12 protein-coding genes are annotated in these 15,943 nt (G+C 61.2%); 8 read left to right on the forward strand and 4 right to left on the reverse strand.

What is annotated here, in order from left to right; translation table 11 throughout:
• Positions 1-10: 10 nt before the first annotated feature.
• A complete protein-coding gene (locus RO069_RS14865; RefSeq protein WP_328188550.1) occupies positions 11-1,396 on the reverse strand; it encodes a sigma-54-dependent transcriptional regulator in 1,386 nt (461 codons plus the stop codon).
• Positions 1,397-1,418: 22 nt separating this feature from the next.
• Positions 1,419-3,065: an ATP-binding protein gene (locus RO069_RS14870; protein ID WP_328188552.1), complete on the reverse strand. Its 1,647-nt coding sequence runs from the start codon at positions 3,063-3,065 to the stop codon at positions 1,419-1,421.
• A 122-nt stretch (positions 3,066-3,187) separates the two neighbouring features.
• Here RO069_RS14870 and RO069_RS14875 point away from each other — a divergent pair, with 122 nt between their 5' ends.
• Positions 3,188-4,852 carry an NAD+ synthase gene (locus RO069_RS14875; RefSeq protein ID WP_328188554.1) on the forward strand — a complete coding sequence of 555 codons (1,665 nt, stop codon included), beginning with the start codon at positions 3,188-3,190 and terminating at the stop codon, positions 4,850-4,852.
• A 45-nt stretch (positions 4,853-4,897) separates the two neighbouring features.
• Here the strand turns inward: RO069_RS14875 and RO069_RS14880 are convergent, their stop codons facing one another.
• A complete protein-coding gene (locus RO069_RS14880) occupies positions 4,898-5,728 on the reverse strand; it encodes an outer membrane protein assembly factor BamD (RefSeq protein WP_328188556.1) in 831 nt (276 codons plus the stop codon).
• A gap of 172 nt (positions 5,729-5,900) precedes the next feature.
• On the opposite strand from RO069_RS14880, the gene rluD reads away from it, so the two are divergent.
• The 3 genes from rluD to clpB all read left to right on the forward strand — a co-directional run bounded on the left by rluD (position 5,901) and on the right by clpB (position 10,373).
• Positions 5,901-6,878, forward strand: a complete 978-nt coding sequence (gene rluD / locus RO069_RS14885; RefSeq protein WP_328188557.1) for a 23S rRNA pseudouridine(1911/1915/1917) synthase RluD — start codon at positions 5,901-5,903, stop codon at positions 6,876-6,878.
• Complete coding sequence (pgeF, locus tag RO069_RS14890) at positions 6,868-7,611, forward strand: peptidoglycan editing factor PgeF (protein WP_328188559.1); 744 nt, start codon at positions 6,868-6,870, stop codon at positions 7,609-7,611. Before rluD ends, pgeF begins: the two co-directional genes overlap by 11 nt.
• 185 nt (positions 7,612-7,796) lie before the next feature.
• The gene (gene clpB, locus RO069_RS14895; RefSeq protein WP_328188560.1) at positions 7,797-10,373 is read left to right on the forward strand and encodes an ATP-dependent chaperone ClpB; all 2,577 of its coding nucleotides are present in this window, start codon (positions 7,797-7,799) and stop codon (positions 10,371-10,373) included.
• Between the two features lie 90 nt (positions 10,374-10,463).
• On the opposite strand, the gene RO069_RS14900 is transcribed toward clpB, so the two are convergent.
• On the reverse strand, positions 10,464-10,922 hold the full coding sequence (locus tag RO069_RS14900; protein WP_328188561.1) for a DUF4124 domain-containing protein: 459 nt from the start codon (positions 10,920-10,922) through the stop codon (positions 10,464-10,466).
• Positions 10,923-11,535: 613 nt separating this feature from the next.
• On the opposite strand from RO069_RS14900, the gene RO069_RS14905 reads away from it, so the two are divergent.
• The 4 genes from RO069_RS14905 to pssA all read left to right on the forward strand — a co-directional run bounded on the left by RO069_RS14905 (position 11,536) and on the right by pssA (position 15,793).
• Positions 11,536-13,254 (forward strand): acetolactate synthase 3 large subunit, encoded by a 1,719-nt coding sequence (locus RO069_RS14905; RefSeq protein ID WP_328188563.1) that lies wholly within the window; start codon positions 11,536-11,538, stop codon positions 13,252-13,254.
• A gap of 2 nt (positions 13,255-13,256) precedes the next feature.
• Positions 13,257-13,748, forward strand: coding sequence for an acetolactate synthase small subunit (ilvN, locus tag RO069_RS14910; RefSeq protein ID WP_328188565.1), 492 nt, complete (start codon positions 13,257-13,259; stop codon positions 13,746-13,748).
• The gene (ilvC, locus tag RO069_RS14915) at positions 13,651-14,829 is read left to right on the forward strand and encodes a ketol-acid reductoisomerase (RefSeq protein ID WP_328188567.1); all 1,179 of its coding nucleotides are present in this window, start codon (positions 13,651-13,653) and stop codon (positions 14,827-14,829) included. The genes ilvN and ilvC overlap by 98 nt, the downstream gene beginning before the upstream one ends.
• Before the next feature lie 136 nt (positions 14,830-14,965).
• The gene (gene pssA / locus RO069_RS14920) at positions 14,966-15,793 is read left to right on the forward strand and encodes a CDP-diacylglycerol--serine O-phosphatidyltransferase (protein ID WP_328188569.1); all 828 of its coding nucleotides are present in this window, start codon (positions 14,966-14,968) and stop codon (positions 15,791-15,793) included.
• Positions 15,794-15,943: the final 150 nt, after the last annotated feature.

Raw genomic sequence — 15,943 nt, forward strand, 5'->3', positions numbered from 1 at the left:
GGCGACGTGTCTATTCCATCCCCAACTTCTTCAACCGATACCGCAACGCCCGAAAGCTGATCCCCAACCGCTTGGCAGCTGCGGTCTTGTTCCACCGGGTAGCCTCCAGGGCCTTCTCAATGGCCTGCCGCTCAATGGTCTCCAGGTAGCCCTCAAGATCCATCTCCCCATCGGGAACCGGCGGCAATGTATCATTGTGGTCTTCACTCTGACTGTTGGGGCGGCCGTCTGGCAGGTCGATGGGCGGGGTTCCGATGTGCAGGTCATCGGTATCGATCACTTCGGCGTCGCACAGGGTAAAGGCCCGCTCGAGGATGTTCTCCAGTTCCCGGACGTTGCCGGGGAAGGCATAGTCCCGCAGGTAGGCGAGGGCGCCCTTGCTCAGCTTGGCCGGGGGGCACTCGTATTCCTTCGCGATGCGCTCCAGGATGTGCGTTGAGAGCAGGGGGATGTCATCCGGCCGCTCGCGCAATGGGGGCACGGCGAGTTCGATCACGTTGATCCGGTAGAACAGGTCCTGGCGGAAGCTGCCGTCCTTCACCAGTTCCGGCAGGTTCTTGTGGGTGGCGCTGAGTATGCGGATATCCACCTCCACCTCCCTGGATTCGCCCACCGGGCGCACGGCCTTTTCCTGGATGGCCCGCAGCAGTTTAACCTGCATGGCCAGGGGCAGGTCGGCCACTTCATCCAGGAACAGGGTGCCACCATTGGCGCTACGGAACAGGCCGTCCTTGTTCTCGTTGGCGCCGGTGAAACTGCCCTTGCGATGGCCGAAGAACTCACTCTCCATCAGCTCGGAGGGGATGGCTCCACAGTTAACGGCGACGAAGGGCGCATCACTCCGCGGGCCCTGCAGGTGGATCATGCGAGCCACCAGTTCCTTACCGCTGCCTGATTCGCCGCTGATGAATACCGGGGCCTGGCTCCGGGCCAGTTTCCGGGTCTGGCTGCGTAGCCGGCGGATTTCCCGGGAGTCGCCGAGCAGCAGGCCGGGCTCATCCGTCGGTTCCTGTTCCTGGTGCTCCGGTTCCGACAGCTTGAGGGCGCTCTGCACCAGGTCCCGCAGCCTGGGTAGTTCCACCGGTTTCGAGACGAAGTCGAAGGCACCGGCCTTGAGCGCTTCGATGGCGGTGTCCATGTTGCCATAGGCGGTGATGACCGCCACCGGTGTCTCCGGAGCGTGCTCCTGTATCCAGGCGACCAGGTCGATGCCGTTGCCATCCGGCAGGTTCATGTCCGTCAGGCACAGGTGGGCGGGCTCCGCCTCAAGCAGTTCGCGGGCGGTGGCGAGGTCCGGGGCCGAGCGGGTGGCGATGCCCATGCGGACCAGGGTGATCTCCAGCAGTTCGCGGATATCCGGTTCATCATCCACTATCAGTGCGGTATGGGTGGTCATGGGGAAACGTCCTTAAACTCCGTTAGATCAGGCGGCCGGACGGCGCGAAGGTAATCCGGAAACAGCAGCCCTGGCCGTAGTCCTTCAGTAGTGACAGGTGGGCCTGGTTGGTTTCGCACAGCTCCCGGGCCAGGTAGAGGCCCAGGCCGGTGCCGCTCTTGTCGGTGGTAAAGAAAGGTTCGAAGATCGAGGCCCGGTGTTCCTCGGAGATGCCCGGGCCATCGTCCTGTATATCGATGTAGGCCCGCTCGCCGTCGGCGGTGGCGCCAACCCGCAACGTCAGCGTTGCTGAACCGGTCTGTTCCTGGCTGTAGCGCAGGCCGTTGTCGCACAGGTTGGTTAGAACCTGTTCGATCTGGCTCCTGTCGAAGCGGGCCTGTGGGACACGGGGCAGCACCTCCAGGTTGATACGGCCCTTCCTGGTTTCGTGACTCCCCCGGGCCTGCTGGTACTCCTGGGTAAAGTCTTCCAGCCATTGTGGGAGATCCACCAGCTCGGCATTGGCCTGGCGTCGGCGGGACAGGTCCAGCACGTTTTCGATAATGCCATTTACCCGCCGTGAGTGGCGCTGGACAATATCCAGCATGCGGCGATCCGCCTCACTGATATCGCCGGACTCCCGCATCAACTGGGCCGCGTGGCTGATGGCGCCCAGGGGATTGCGAACTTCATGGGCGATGCTGGCCGTCAGCCGGCCCAGGGACGCCAGTTTCATCTGTTGGGCCTGCTGGGTCACCTTGCTCAGGTCCTCGATAAACACCAGGATCAGGTCGCTGTTCTCTTCGTCCAGGCGGGTGAAGCTGGCCTGTATCATCGGGGCTGCGGACTGGATCTGGCAGGGTTCGGGGCGCTTTTGCGGGTTCTCCTTCCAGGCTGCCAGGCCCTCCAGCAGGGCGATGGGCAGGACACGGCTCTGGTGGCCGTGGTTGCCGGTCAGGCCAAAGAGGAGTTCCTCGGCGGCACCATTGGCCAGCCGGATGCGGCCATCCTGGTCGGTGACCACAATACCGGTACGCATGCGCTGGATAATCTGTTCGTTGATCTTCTCCAGCTCCATAATGCTGCGGGCACGGAAGTCAGCCAGTGCTTCACTGCGTTGCATGCGCCGGGTCACCGACTGCAGGATCAGTGCCGCACCGAAGTAGAGTATCCCCAGTGAGCCGGCCCGCACGATGTTGTCGACACTCTCATCCAGGGCTACGACGCCCCATCCGGAAATGGCCAGGGAGCAAATGGCTGCCAGGGCGGCGTAGAAGATGCCCATGCGGCTGGGGGTCAGGATGTTGCCCGCCGCCACCGAAATGATGATCAGGTTGGCCAGGCCGTTGGTGATGCCGGTGCTGGTGGCGAGGAAAAAGTGGATAGCGAGGATGTCGAACAGCAGGGAGAGGGTGATATGGCGTTGGCTGGGCCGGAAGCCCTGTACCAGCAAAATGCCGATAATGATGTTGAGCGCCAGGTACGCCAGCACGCCGGACTGGTACTGGGCCGGCAGGCGCATGGGCTGGTCCATTTGGGCCGGATCGACAAACAGCAGGCCGGCCAGCACCAGGCTGATCACAATCCGGTACACATTGTACACCCTGAAAAGCCTCTGGCTCTGTAAAGGGGGAGCCGGTGTCAGGGGGCTGGCGGATTGTTCGGTGTTTTCCGGCGGAACGTCGTTCAAGCGGACATCTCTTGCGTTGTTGCAATGGGTTTATGGGGCTTTCCATGCCTCAACGCGGCAGAAATCCATTCTGCACACCGTTATAATAGCCTTTTCACGGCAACAGGTTACAGGAGCGGAGCATGTCCGAGCAGCCAGGTGCAGGAGCGGTGGGCCAGACCACCCGGAAACTCACTGTCGTCATGGCACAGATGGATTTCCTGGTGGGGGACATACCCGGAAACACCCGCCTGGTCATCGATGCGGTCCGCAGGGCCGAGCGGGAGCATAACGCAGATCTGGTTGTATTTCCGGAACTTTGCCTCACCGGCTACCCGCCAGAGGACCTGTTGCTGAGGCCGAGCCTGGAGTTGAGGGTGGCCGACGCGCTGGCGGAGCTCTGCCAGGCCGGACTGCGGGCCGCCTGTGTTATCGGGGCGCCGGTCCGTCAGGGCGGGCTGCTGTACAACGCGGCCCTGGTGGTGGATGGTGGCGAGGTTGTCGCTACCTACTGCAAGCAGTTTCCGCCCAACTACCAGGTATTCGATGAAAAGCGTTATTTTGCCGCCGGCTTCGACACCTGCGTCATGGAATTGCGGGGTGTGCCCGTGGGGCTCACGGTGTGTGAGGATATCTGGAGTGACGGGCCGGTCGAGCGGGCCGCTGCTGCCGGCGCCCAGTTGCTGATCAACCTCAACGCTTCCCCTTACGATATCGGCAAGCAGGCCCGTCGCAAGGCATTGCTGGAAGGCAAATCCCGGGATAACGCCATCAGTATCATCTACGTCAACCTGGTGGGCGGGCAGGATGAACTGGTGTTTGACGGCGGCTCCCTGGTCTATGATCATTCCGGTGAGCTGGCGGTGGAGGCACCCCAGTTTGACGAGGGGCTGTATGCCGTGGAGTTCCTCTACGACCACCATTGCCAGCCACTGTCCCGGCCACCACTTCCCGAGCCTTCCCTGGAGGAAAACATCTACAGGGCCCTGGTGCTTGGCGTCCGGGACTACGTCAACAAGAACGGCTTCCGTTCCGTGGTGCTGGGGCTGTCCGGCGGCATTGACTCCGCGGTCACGCTGGCGATTGCGGTCGATGCCCTGGGGGCGGATCGGGTGCGTGCGGTGATGATGCCGTTCCGCTATACCTCATCCATGAGTCTGGAGGATGCCGAGGCACAAGCCAGCGCCCTGAGCGTGCATTACGACGTCTTCTCCATCGAGCCCATGTACGATGCGTTCATGGCGACCCTGGCCAAACCGTTCGAGGGCACCAAGCCGGACACCACCGAAGAGAACCTGCAGGCGCGCCTGCGTGGTGTGCTGTTGATGTCCCTGTCCAACAAGTTCGGGTCCCTGGTGCTGACCACCGGCAACAAGAGCGAGCTGGCGGTAGGGTACTCCACCCTCTACGGCGACATGGCCGGTGGTTTTGATGCCCTCAAGGATGTGCCGAAGACCCTGGTGTTCAGGCTGGCCCGGTACCGCAATACCCTTGGCCCGGTTATCCCGGAGCGGGTGATAACCCGTCCCCCGTCCGCGGAACTGGCGCCGGACCAGAAGGATGAGGACAGCCTGCCCGGCTACGATGTCCTGGATCAGATCCTCAATCTGTATGTGGAAAGGGATTTCAGTGCCGAGGCCATTGTGGCGGAAGGATTCGATCGCGCCGATGTGGAGCGGGCCGTGCGGCTGGTGGATATTAACGAATACAAGCGCCGGCAGGCACCGATCGGCGTCAGGATCACCGAACGGGGATTCGGCAAGGACCGGCGCTATCCCATTACCAATGGCTGGAAGCCCGGCAACTGAAGAAAGGCGATAAGGGCTGACACATTGCGGCAGCCCCTGAAGGCGTCAGTCCCCGAGCAGGCCGAAGGTGACCACGTTCAGCAGTGACCGGCTCTCGGGTGTCAGGTCCCGACCCTGGAAGTTCAGGTTGCGGTCGAAAGCCTCGCTGCCCGGGTAGTTGACGGCCAGCAGGCGGATCGCATCCTTGGCGGCATCATCCAGTTCCAAGGCCTGATAGGTTTCCGCCATCAGGATCAGGGCTTCTTCCGTGGAAGGCGATTCGGGGTAGTTCTCCACCACATAGCGGGCCCGGTTGTTGGCGGCCAGGTAGGCTTGTCGACGGATGTAATAGTTGGCGGCGTGGAGTTCCAGCTCGGCCAGTCGGTTGCGGATGGCAATCATGCGCTGACGGGCATCCGGCGCGTACTCACTGTCCGGGTAGCGGCTCAGCAGTTCGGAGAAATCCTGGAAGGCCCGGCGCTGCTCCCCCGGGTCACGATCGGTGGGATCCACGCCCAGGTATCGTGTTGCCAGTCCCACATCCAGGTTGTAGGACGCCAGGCCCCGCATATACAGGGCATAGTCCGCCTGTTCACTTTGCGGGTTCAGGCGCAGGAAGCGGTCAGCGGCACTGCGGGCGCCTTCCAGGTCCAGGTTCTGGTAGCGGGCGTAGATCAGGTCGAGTTGGGCCTGTTCAGCATAGCGACCGAACGGGTAGTAGGTCTCCAACTGGTCCAGGTTGCTCTCCGCCTCGTTGAAGTTGCCCGAGTTCATGGCGCTGCGGGCTTCCTCGTAGTAGGTTTCTTCCGGCAGTACCTCCGCCTCCTCCTGGGTGGAAGCGCAGGCGCCCAGAACCAGCGTGGCGGCCACTAATACACAACGAAAACCTGATCTCATGCCTGAATCCCGTATAATAACGTTTGAACCGGTGGCTCCCACCGGGATCGGCCATTGTAACGGCCTTGTCCGCTGTTGTGCAGTGGGTTAACGGACATTCACCAGGGTGACTGCGAAGATCGGGGTTCCGGCGTTGCGGACCGATCAGTCCCCCAAACGGCCCGGGGCCAGTATGACAGAACTTTCCCGAATTCGTGCCTCATTCGAGGTGCCCCATGAACTCTCCGACCGGCGGCTGGACCAGGCGGTGTCGGAGCTGATGCCAGAACATTCCCGGTCGCGACTGCAGGGCTGGATCAAGGACGGACACCTGACCTTGAATGGCCGCCAGTGCAAACCGCGGGAAAAGGTAATGCTCGGCGACCGTATCGAACTGGATGCGGAGCCCGAGGCGCAGGTGGAATGGCAGGCACAGGCCATCGAGCTGGATGTGGTCTACGAGGACGAGCACCTGCTGGTGATCAACAAGCCTGCTGGCCTGGTGGTGCATCCGGCGGCGGGCCACGCCGATGGTACCCTGGTCAACGCGCTCCTCAACTATGCGCCAGAGGTGGAGAACCTGCCCAGGGCAGGTATTGTCCATCGGCTGGACAAGGATACCTCCGGCATCATGGTGGTCGCCCGCAGTCTGATTGCCCATACTTCCCTGGTGGATCAGCTGCAGGAGCGGACCATGGGACGTGAATACGAAGCTGTGGTCGTGGGTGAGCTCACCGGGGGCGCCACCGTGGATGCACCCATCGGCCGTCATCCCCGCGACCGCAAGAAAATGGCTGTGGTGGCCTCGGGCAAGCCCGCCGTCACCCACTACCGGCTGGTGGAGCGCTTCGCCGCCCACACTCATGTCCGGTGCAAGTTGGAGAGTGGTCGCACGCACCAGATCCGCGTCCATATGGCCCATGTGAAGCACCCGTTGGTGGGGGATCCACAGTACGGTGGTCGCCTGCGGCTGCCAAAGGGCACCACTGAGGCATTGCGGGAGGTGCTGGCCGGGTTCCAGCGCCAGGCCCTCCATGCCCGCCAACTGACCCTGGAGCACCCGGAGACCGGCGAGATACTGACCTGGGAAACGCCGCTCCCGGAGGATTTCGAACAGTTGCTGACAGCCCTGCGCCAACACGCGAAGGAACTGGAAAGCCATGAGTTCTGAACTGCCGTTGATCCACCCTGACTGGCCAGCGCCATCCCGGGTGCGGGCCCTGTGCACCACCCGGTCCGGCGGTGCCAGTTCTCCTCCGTGGGACAGCTTCAACCTGGGGGACCATGTGGGTGACAACCACGGGGATGTCCTGGAAAACCGCCGTCGGCTGGCCCACTGGGCCCACCTGGAAACAGAGGACTTCCACTGGCTGCAGCAGGTGCATGGCATTGATGTCGCACGCCTGCCAGGAGAAAACCTTCTGGCCGATGCGGCGGTGACGGACCAACCCGGCGTCGTCTGCACCATCCTGACGGCGGACTGCCTGCCGGTCCTGTTCTGCAACCGGGAAGGAACCCGGGTGGCGGCGGCCCATGCCGGCTGGCGGGGGCTGGCGGATGGCGTACTGGAGAATACGGTAGCCGAGTTTGACCAGCCTTCGCAGGTGCTGGCGTGGCTGGGGCCGGCCATTGGCCCTGAACGCTTTGAAGTGGGGCCGGAGGTTAGGGAGCGATTCCTGGCGTTCAGCCGCCAGTTGGACCCGTGCTTCGCCTTGTCGCCGGATCGCCCCGGGCATTTCCTGGCGGATATCGTCGGGCTGGCCCGATTCCGTTTGCAGCAGGCCGGTGTCGAAGCTATCCATGGCGGCGACTGGTGTACGGTGAGTGAACCACAACGGTTTTTTTCCTACCGCCGGGATGGTCAGACCGGTCGCATGGCGTCCTGTATCTGGCTGGAACCCTGAGTACCAGCCTCGCCATCCACTGATCCCTGTCAATTTTCTGACACTTCGGGCCGTCTTTGCCTTGAAGTCCCCCCAGTTGGCCCTACATTAAAGGTCAAAGCAATCCGCATGTCATTTGCCACGGGAACGATTCCGCCAGGTTGTTGGGCAAAGGCATTGTTAGCGAGAACTGGGGACAACAGACCATGAGAATCGACAAGCTCACCAGCCGGTTACAGACCGCCCTTGCAGACGCCCAGTCATTGGCGGTCGGCAGGGATCACAACTTTATTGAGCCCGTCCACCTGATGCATGCGCTGCTGGATCAGGAAGGCAGTGGTATCAAGCCGCTGCTCAGGCACGCCGGGGCTGAACCCAACCGGGTGCGACAGGCGATTGCCTGGGAGATCGAGAACCTGCCGGAAGTGAAAGGTTCGGCGGGGGATGTTTCCATGTCCAACGACATGGGCCGCCTGTTCAATGTGGCGGACAAGCTGGCCCAGCAGCGGGGCGATCAGTTTATTTCCAGTGAACTCATGTTGCTGGCGGCGCTGGAAAACCGGGGCACTCTCGGACGTGTGCTGAAAGAGCAGGGGGTGACAAAGGAAGGCCTGGAAAAGGCGATTGACGAAATCCGCGGTGGTGAAGCGGTTAACGACGCCGGCGCCGAGGAGAACCGCCAGGCCCTGTCCAAATATACCATTGACCTGACCGAGCGCGCCGAGGCCGGCAAGCTGGATCCGGTGATCGGTCGTGACGATGAAATCCGTCGCACCATCCAGGTCCTCCAGCGCCGTCGCAAGAACAACCCGGTGCTGATCGGCGAGCCGGGCGTGGGCAAGACCGCCATTGTGGAAGGCCTGGCCCAGCGCATCGTCAATGGCGAGGTGCCGGATGGCCTCAAGGACAAGCGGGTATTATCCTTGGATATGGGGGCGCTGATTGCTGGTGCCAAGTTCCGGGGGGAGTTCGAGGAGCGCCTGAAGGCCGTACTCAATGAGCTTGCCAAGCAGGAAGGCCAGATCATCCTGTTTATCGATGAGATCCACACCATGGTCGGCGCCGGCAAGGCCGAAGGCTCCATGGATGCCGGCAACATGCTCAAACCGGCCCTGGCCCGTGGCGAGCTGCATTGCGTGGGCGCCACCACCCTGGACGAATACCGCGAGAACATCGAGAAGGATGCGGCCCTGGAGCGCCGGTTCCAGAAGGTGCTGGTCACCGAGCCCACCGAGGAAGACACCATTGCCATCCTCCGTGGTCTCAAGGAGCGGTATGAGGTGCACCACGGTGTCGAGGTCACCGACGGCGCGATCATTGCCGCCGCCAAGCTGTCACACCGCTACATCACGGACCGACAGCTGCCGGACAAGGCCATCGACCTGGTGGATGAGGCCGCCAGTCAGATCCGCATGGAGATGGACTCCAAGCCGGAGGCCCTGGATCGCCTGGAGCGGCGACTGATCCAGCTCAAGATCGAGCGGGAGGCTCTCAAGAAGGAAAGCGATGCGGCCTCCAGGAAGCGGCTGGAAGAGCTGTCCAGTGTCATCACCGGTGTTGAACGGGAGTACGCTGATCTTGAGGAGGTCTGGAACACCGAGAAGGCCGCGCTGCACGGCTCCCAGAAGATCAAGAGCCAGCTTGAGCAGGCCCGGATCGACCTGGAGAATGCCCGCCGCGCCGGCGACCTGGGCAAGATGTCCGAGCTGCAGTACGGCACCATTCCGGAGCTGGAGCGGCAACTGGATATGGCCAGCCAGGCCGAAATGATGGAGATGAAGCTGCTGCGTAATCGGGTCACCGACGAGGAGATCGCCGAGGTGGTTTCCAAGTGGACCGGCATCCCGGTGTCCAAGATGCTGGAAGGGGAGCGCGACAAGCTGATGCGCATGGAGGAAGCCCTCCACCAGCGGGTCATCGGCCAGGACGAGGCCGTCGAGGCCGTGGCCAACGCGGTGCGCCGATCTCGGGCGGGGTTGTCCGATCCCCACCGGCCCAACGGCTCCTTCCTGTTCCTTGGCCCGACCGGGGTGGGCAAGACCGAGCTGTGCAAGTCGCTGGCGGCCTTCCTGTTCGATACCGAGGAGGCCATGGTGCGTATCGACATGTCCGAGTTCATGGAAAAGCATTCCGTGGCCCGGCTGATTGGTGCGCCTCCCGGCTACGTGGGTTACGAAGAGGGTGGCTACCTGACCGAGGCCGTGCGCCGCCGGCCCTACTCGGTGCTGTTGCTGGATGAGGTGGAGAAAGCCCATCCGGATGTGTTCAACATCCTGCTGCAGGTGCTGGAGGATGGCCGCCTGACCGATGGCCAGGGTCGCACCGTTGACTTCCGCAATACGGTGATCGTGATGACTTCCAACCTGGGGTCGGACATCATCCAGCAGAAGGCCGGGGAGGAGAACTACGAGGCCATGAAGAACGCCGTCATGGAGGTGGTGGGTACCCACTTCCGTCCCGAGTTCATTAACCGGGTGGACGAAGTGGTGGTGTTCCATCCCCTGGCGGAGAACCAGATCCGTGGTATTGCCAGCATTCAGATCGAATCACTTGGCAAGCGCCTGAAGGAACAGGATATGCGGCTGGAGCTGGACGACTCCGCCATGGACCTGCTGGCGGAAGTGGGGTACGACCCAGTCTATGGGGCCCGGCCACTGAAGCGGGCTATCCAGCGCATGATCGAGAACCCGCTGGCCCAGCAGTTGCTGCAGGGTGAGTTTGTCCCCGGCGACGTCATCCGGGCGACGGTGCAGGACCACCACCTGGTGTTCAGCAAGGGTTGATGTCCTTGCCCGGTCAAATAAGAAACGGGAACCCGCGGGTTCCCGTTTCTTATAACTGCCACAGCCCTGGGACGGTTATCCAGGGAAAGTTCAGGAGGCGGGCTCGCCGCAGCTCTCACTGACAATGTCTTCGAACTGCTGCTTCTTCTCCTCGATTTCCTCGGGGCTCAGGTAACGTTGCTCGCCATCTTCCTCCACCCGGATGCGGGCGTTGCTGTTGATGGTTTTAAGGTTCGCCTGGGCGGTCTGGCATCGGGCCTCCCGTTGCTTGCGTCGGGCTTCCTCGACAGCGGTTTCTTTCTCGCGGCGCTCCCGTTCGGCCTGGCTCTCGTCCAGGGCTCTTACCTGCTCCTGGGCTGACTGTCGTTCGGCGTCGCTGCTGGACTGGCCGGTTTTGACGCTGACCCTCTCGGAGGCGCGGCCAGTCGGTTCACGGTCTCCAAAGTGCACCACACCGTTTTCATCCTCCCAGCGGTAGACTGACTCAGCGAAGGCAAGAGTGGGAGCCATCAGGCCAATCAGGGCCAGTAATATCAGGCGTTGGATCATAACCGCAAAATCCCTCGAAGTTGAACTGACGGGCCGATGTGGCACCTGTCGGGCAATAAGGCAGGACCAGCCAACACCAGCCATTTAACGACAATCATGCCATGGCGGGTCAAGGTTTTCCTGCATTGGTCTCAATTCTGTGAACCAGGGAGCAGCCTGGTATCCTCTCGCAAGGGCTTGGTTGGACGTTTCTGCCAGAACCCGTTGCAAAATCAAACCAGATGCGCGGGAATGGGCGCCATAAGGGCGCCTGACACGCGGTTTCTATTGACAGAATCTTTCCCGCTGTCAGAATTACAGGTTGCCTGAAAGCAGGGGTCAATACGGCAGGCAATCCCGAGCAGTAACCCCCGTTGAATACCACACTGTGCTTCCTGTACCCCGGGTACAGGCGGTTGCTTTTTTCTATCGGCAAAGCGCCCAGTATGATGGCAACCCGTTGACTGGCCCTGTTCCGGAACCCTCAGGAACCGGGCTGTCCAGGAGACAACCTCTGTCAGAAATGGTGTGGCGGAACGCCCATGCCGGCCTTCAAAAGAGGCCAAGGCACCGGGCATCCAGGCAATTCGGGACGATTCCCGTAACATTCACTCGTATATAGAGGGTACATCACGTGGAGTTATTGTCTGGTGCCGATATGCTCATCCGCTCCTTGCAGGATGAGGGTATAGAGTACATTTATGGTTATCCCGGTGGTGCGGCGCTTCATATCTATGACGCGCTGTTCAGGCAGGACAAAGTCAAGCATATCCTGGTGCGCCACGAGCAGGCCGCGGTCCACATGGCCGACGGTTACGCCCGGGCCTCCGGAAAACCAGGTACCGTACTGGTGACCTCGGGTCCTGGAGCCACCAACACAATCACCGGCATCGCCACCGCCTTCATGGATTCCATTCCCATGGTGGTGCTGTGCGGTCAGGTGGCGTCCACCCTGATCGGTGAGGATGCCTTCCAGGAAACCGACATGATCGGCGTCTCCCGTCCGGTCGTTAAGCACAACCTGTCTGTGCGCCATCCGGAGGAGATTCCGGAGATCATCCGCAAGGCCTACTACATCGCGTCTACCGGTCGTCCGGGTCCGGTGGTGGTGGATATTCCCAAGGATATGACCACCCCCAATGAGCGTTACGAGTATTCCTATCCCAAGAAGGTCAAGCTGCGGTCCTACAACCCGGCGGTTCGCGGGCACACCGGTCAGATCCGCAAGGCGGTGGATATGCTGTTGTCCGCCAAGCGCCCGATCATCTACGCCGGTGGTGGCGTGATCCTGGGTAAGGCCACCGATCAGCTCACCGAGCTGACCCGTATGCTGGGATACCCGCTCACCAACACCCTGATGGGCATCGGCTGCTATCCGGCGTCGGATCCTCAGCACGTAGGCTGGCTGGGCATGCACGGGACCTACGAGTCCAACATGGCCATGCATCACTCGGATCTGATCCTGGCAGTGGGCGCGCGGTTCGATGACCGTGTCACCAATGCCACCGAGAAGTTCTGCCCCGGTGCCCGCATCATTCACATCGACATTGATCCGGCGTCCATCTCCAAGACCGTGGAGGCGGATGTGCCCATTGTCGGCCCGGTGGATGCAGTGCTCCGTGAAATGATCGGCATGGTGAAGGAATCCGAGCATAAGCCGGATGCCGATGCCCTCAAGGCCTGGTGGAAGCAGATCGACGACTGGCGGGCCTTCCACGGCATGCGCTACGAAACCAGTGACGACGTCATCAAGCCCCAGGAAGTCATTGAAATGCTGCACAGGCTGACCAATGGCGAGGCGTACGTGACCACCGATGTCGGCCAGCACCAGATGTTTGCGGCCCAGTACTACAAGTTCGACCGGCCCAACCGCTGGATTAACTCCGGGGGGCTGGGCACCATGGGCTTCGGTTTTCCGGCAGCCATGGGCGTCAAGCTCCACTATCCGGACGACGAAGTGCTGTGCATTACGGGCGAGGGCAGCATCCAGATGAACATTCAGGAGTTGTCCACCTGCACGCAGTACAACCTGCCGGTGAAAATCATCAACCTGAATAACCAGGCGTTGGGCATGGTCAAGCAGTGGCAGGACATGAACTATGAGTCTCGCCATGCCGAGTCCTACATGGGGTCACTGCCGGACTTCATCAAGCTGGCAGAGGCCTATGGCCACGTCGGTATGCGGATCGACAGGAAGGAAGACCTGGAGTCGAAACTGAAGGAAGCGCTGGCGATGAAGGATCGGCTGGTGTTTGTGGATATCCAGGTTGACCGTTTCGAGCACGTCTATCCCATGCAGGTGGCCCGTGGTGCCATGAAAGATATGTGGCTCAGCAAGACGGAGAGGGTGTGATCATGCGTCGAATCATTTCTGTTTTGCTGGAAAACGAACCGGGCGCGCTGTCCCGGGTGGTCGGGCTGTTCTCCCAGCGCAATTACAACATCGAAACCCTCACCGTGGCGCCCACGGAAGACGAGACCCTGTCCCGTCTCACCGTCACCACCACCGGCTCCGACAAGGTCATCGAACAGATCACCAAACAGCTCAATAAGCTGATTGAGGTGGTCAAGCTGGTGGACCTGACCGAGGGGGCGCACATCGAGCGGGAACTGATGCTGGTCAAGCTCAAGGCCAGCGGTGCCCAGCGGGCGGAGATCAAGCGCACCGTGGACATCTTCCGTGGCCAGATCGTGGATGTCACCAGCAGTGTCTACACCGTGCAGCTGGCAGGCAACAGCGATAAGCTGGATGCCTTTATCCAGGCCGTGGGCACCGCCGGCGTACTGGAAGTGGTGCGCTCCGGTGTCTCCGGTATTGCCCGTGGCGAGAAGGTTCTCAGTCTCTGAGTTTCTGAACGATTTCACCGAAAAAGGGCCCCGGAAGCGGGGCCAATACAAGACAGAGGTTACTATGCAGGTTTACTACGATAAGGATTGCGATCTTTCCATCATCCAGGGCAAGAAAGTTGCCATCCTCGGTTTCGGCTCCCAGGGCCACGCCCATGCGTGCAACCTGAAGGAATCCGGTGTGGATGTTACCGTGGGTCTGCGCCCCGGCTCCTCATCCATTCCCAAGGCGGAAGCCTATGGCCTGAAGACCGCCGATGTGCCCAGCGCCGTTGCGGCTGCTGACGTGGTCATGGTGCTGACCCCGGACGAATACCAGGCGGAACTGTACCAGTCCCAGATCGAGCCCAACCTGAAGGAAGGCGCCACCCTGGCGTTCGCCCATGGCTTCGCCATCCACTACAACCAGATCGTTCCCCGTAAGGACCTGGACGTGATCATGGTGGCTCCCAAGGCGCCGGGTCACACCGTGCGTACCGAGTTCGAGCGTGGTGGCGGTATCCCCGACCTGATCGCCATCTTCCAGGACGCCTCCGGCAACGCCAAGAACCTGTCCCTGTCCTACGCCAGTGGCATCGGCGGTGGTCGCACCGGCATCATCGAGACCACCTTCAAGGACGAGACCGAAACCGACCTGTTCGGTGAGCAGGCGGTCCTGTGTGGCGGTACCGTTGAGCTGGTCAAGGCCGGTTTCGAGACCCTGGTGGAGGCTGGTTACGCCCCGGAAATGGCCTACTTCGAGTGTCTGCACGAGCTCAAGCTGATCGTTGACCTGATGTACGAGGGCGGCATCGCCAACATGAACTACTCCATCTCCAACAATGCGGAGTATGGCGAGTACGTGACCGGTCCGGAAATCATCAACGAACAGTCCCGCGAAGCCATGCGCAATGCCCTCAAGCGCATCCAGAGCGGTGAGTACGCCAAGATGTTCATCTCCGAAGGTGGCCTGAACTACCCGTCCATGACGGCCCGTCGTCGTCAGAACGCCGCCCATGAGATCGAAACCGTGGGTGAGAAGCTGCGTTCCATGATGCCGTGGATCACCGCCAACAAGATCGTGGACAAGGACAAGAACTGATTCCCCCGGGAAACGGTTCCCTCCTGGAAAACGCGGCCTTCGGGCCGCGTTTTTTTGTTCCAGGAATGACCGTGATTTTTCCCGATTTGCTCCAGGGGGTTATACTGGATAATTCACCCATGACGGAATTGGATTCATGAGCGACGCCAAGAAAAGCGCCAAAGTCCCGGAAAACGACAACGACCCGCGGCCGGGCGAAGTGGAAGAGGAAGAGGTGGTGGAAGGTGATCGGGTCCGTCGTCGCGGTATCTATCTCCTGCCCAACCTGCTGACAACAGCCTCACTGTTTTCCGGCTTCTACGCCATCGTGTCAGCAGCCAATGGCATGTTTGCCAACGCGGCCATCGCCATCTTTGTCTCCATGATCCTTGATGGCCTGGATGGCCGTGTCGCCCGCATGACCAATACCCAGAGTAAGTTTGGCGAGGAATACGACAGCCTGGCGGATATGGTTGCCTTCGGTGTGGCCCCGGGGCTGGTGGCTTTTTTCTGGTCACTCAACAACCTCGGCCAGGTAGGGTGGGCCATTACCTTTATCTACGTGGCCGGTGCCGCCCTTCGATTGGCGCGTTTCAATACCCAGATTGGCTCCGTGGACAAGAAGTTCTTCGTGGGGTTGCCCAGTCCGTCGGCGGCCGCCGTGGTGGCGGGGCTGGTCTGGTGCTTCCATGAGTACGAGCCGGCAAGCTGGCTGACGGCACTGACCATTGTCATTGTTGGTGGCGCGGGTGTGCTGATGGTCTCCAATATCCTGTACAACAGCTTCAAGGACCTGGATATGCGGGGGCGGGTTCCCTTTGCGGCGATCCTGCTGGTCGTATTGGTCTTCGTGGTGATCGCCCTGGATCCGGGTACCGTGCTGTTCACCGCATTCCTGATCTATGTGCTGTCTGGCCCCGTACGCTCGCTGTTCCGGCAGGGGCGCCGGCCGGCTGGTGAGGGCAGGGCTGCACCAGAGGACTGACGGGTTGTTTTTTAGCCGATGTGGCGGCGAACTGAGCGGTTTTATAGCGGCAAACCGAGACCGCCCTAAAAAAGTTCGTATTGGTCGTTGACAGGAAACGGTGAGGCTGTAGAATGCGCCCCACTTCGACGGACACGGCCAGCGAGGCCG

This window comes from Marinobacter sp. OP 3.4, from assembly GCF_036224885.1.
Taxonomy (GTDB): domain Bacteria; phylum Pseudomonadota; class Gammaproteobacteria; order Pseudomonadales; family Oleiphilaceae; genus Marinobacter.